Source organism: Mesorhizobium sp. M1A.F.Ca.IN.020.06.1.1, from assembly GCF_004023265.1.
Taxonomy (GTDB): Bacteria; Pseudomonadota; Alphaproteobacteria; order Rhizobiales; family Rhizobiaceae; genus Mesorhizobium.
Genome location: NZ_RZSR01000887.1, coordinates 1 through 2,502, shown reverse-complemented (window position 1 = coordinate 2,502; position 2,502 = coordinate 1). Strand labels below are relative to the sequence as shown.

General features: G+C 63.3%; 3 protein-coding genes. All 3 read right to left on the bottom strand.

Translation table 11 applies throughout. The features are described from left to right. A partial coding sequence (locus EOA60_RS28540; protein ID WP_164899610.1) for an ABC transporter permease occupies positions 1-795 on the bottom strand: 795 nt, incomplete at its 3' end. Between the two features lie 11 nt (positions 796-806). Further along, entirely contained in the window at positions 807-1,766 is a 960-nt protein-coding gene (locus EOA60_RS28535; RefSeq protein WP_067324105.1) for an ABC transporter permease, read from the bottom strand. A gap of 17 nt (positions 1,767-1,783) precedes the next feature. Continuing rightward, positions 1,784-2,502 (bottom strand): ABC transporter substrate-binding protein (locus EOA60_RS28530; RefSeq protein WP_245502632.1); only part of this gene is annotated, 719 nt, incomplete at its 5' end.

Below are 2,502 nucleotides of genomic sequence, written 5' to 3'. Positions count from 1 at the left end.
GTTGAGCACCCAGTCGGCGACAAGGTTGACCGAGATCGCCAGCGCTGCGATCGCCGCCGCCGGGATGAGCGCCGCCGGGATGCCGAAGACGATGCCGTCCTTGTTCTCCTTCACCATGCCGCCCCAGTCGGCGTCCGGCGGCTGCACGCCGAGGCCGAGGAAGGAGAGCGTCGACAGGAAAAGCACCGCATAGATGAAGCGCAGGCCGAGTTCCGAGACCAGGGGCGACAGCGCGTTCGGCAGAATCTCGCGGAAAATGATCCAGCCGCTGCCTTCGCCGCGCAGTTTCGCGGCCTCGACATAGTCCATGACGTTGATGTCGACCGCCACCGCGCGCGACAAGCGGTAGACACGGGTCGAATCGAGGATGCCCATCACCAGGATCAGCGTCACCAGGTTGGACGGCAGCACCGACAGGACGACCAGGCCCATGATCAGCGTCGGGATGGACATCAGCAGGTCGACGAGGCGCGACAGCATCGTGTCGAACCAGCCGCCGAACACCGCCGCCGAAAAGCCCAGAATGGCGCCGAGCGAAAAGGACAGCGCGGTGGCCAGCACGGCGATGAACAGCGTGATGCGGGCGCCATAGATCATGCGGGACAAGAGATCGCGGCCGAGATTGTCGGTGCCCAACAGGTGCACCGATGACATCGGTTCCCAAGGGACGTCGCTGACGATCTCGGCATTGCCGTGCGGGGCGATCCATGGCGCCAAGACCGCCGCCAGCACGAACAGCGTCGTCAGCACAATGCCGATCAGCGCCGCGACAGGAGTGCGTCTGATATCGAGCATACCGGCGCCCCCTACTTCGGATGCCTGAGCCGCGGATTGGCGACGATCGCCGCAATGTCCGCGATGATGTTGAGGGCGATATAGACGGCCGCAAAGATCAGGCCGACCGCCTGGACGACGGGAACGTCACGCTTGGTGACATGGTCGACGAGATATTGCCCCATGCCCGGATATACGAAAATCACCTCGACCACGACGACGCCGACCACGAGATAGGCGAGGTTCAGCATGACGACATTGATGATCGGTGCGATCGCGTTCGGGAAGGCATGCTTGCGGATGACCGCGAAAGCCGAGAGCCCCTTGAGCTCCGCCGTCTCGACATAGGCCGATTGCATGACGTTGAGGATGGCCGCTCGCGTCATGCGCATCATGTGGGCCAGCACCACCAGCGTCAGCGCCGCCGCCGGCAGCGCGATCGCCTGCAATCGCTCGCCTAACGACATTCCGTCATAGACGGTCGAGATGGCGGGGAACCATTGATGCTCGACCGCGAAGTAGAAGACCAGCAGGTAGCCGATGAAGAATTCCGGGAACGAGGTCGAGGCGAGCGCCACGCCGGAGATCATCTTGTCGACCCAGCCATTGCGGTAGCGCACCGCGATCAGGCCAAGCGTGATCGCCAGCGGAATGGCCACGATTGCCGCCCAGAAGGCCAGGAACAAGGTGTTCCACAGCCGTTCCTTGATCGATGTCGCGATGTCCTGCCCGCTCGACATCGCCGTGCCGAGATCGCCGGTGAGCACGCCGCCCAGCCAGTGGAAGTAGCGGATATAGGCAGGCTGATTGAGCCCGAGCTGTTCGCGCAGATTGGCGAGCGACTCCGGCGTCGCCGATTGTCCGAGGATGGCTTGGGCGACGTCGCCGGGCAGGATCTGCGTGCCGGCGAAGATCAGGACCGAAACGGCCAGCAGAAGGAGGATGCCCAGCGCAACGCGCTGGGCCACCAGTTTCACGACGGGTGAGGACATCTCCGCAAGGCCGGACCTTAGGCTTCCATCCAGCACTTCGCCAAGGCGTAGCCGTTCATCAGCTCCTGATGCGGATCGTCCACCCAGCCACCGACCTTGGGACCAGTTGCGTCGATGAACTGGTTGAACATCGGCAGGATCAAGCCGCCCTCGTCACGCACCATCACAGCCATGTCATGGTACATCTGCTTGCGCTTGGCCTCGTCGAGCTCGGCGCGCGCCGCCAGCACCATCTTGTCGAAGTCCGGCCGCTTGAACCGCGTGTCGTTCCAGTCGGCGCTCGACAGGTAGGCGGTCGAGTACATTTGGTCCTGCGTCGAGCGGCCGCCCCAATAGGAAGCGCAGAAGGGCTGCTTGTTCCAGACTTCGTTCCAGTAGCCGTCGCCGGGCTCGCGCTTGATTTCCAGCTTGATGCCGGCCTTGGCCGCGCTCTGCTGATAGAGCTGCGCGGCATCGACCGCGCCGGGGAAGGCGACGTCCGACGTCCTGAGCAGCACGGCGCCGTCGTGACCCGACTTCTTGTAGTGGAACTTGGCCTTGTCGGGATCGTATTTGCGCTGCTCGATCTCTGTGAACAGCGGGTAGGAGGCGTTGATCGGGAAGTCGTTGCCGAGCGAGCCGTAGCCGCGCAGCACCTTGTTCAGCATCTCTTCGCGGTTGATCGCCAGCTTCAGCGCCATCCTGAGGTCGTTGTTGTCGAACGGCGCCGTGTTGCAATGCATGATGAACACGTAGT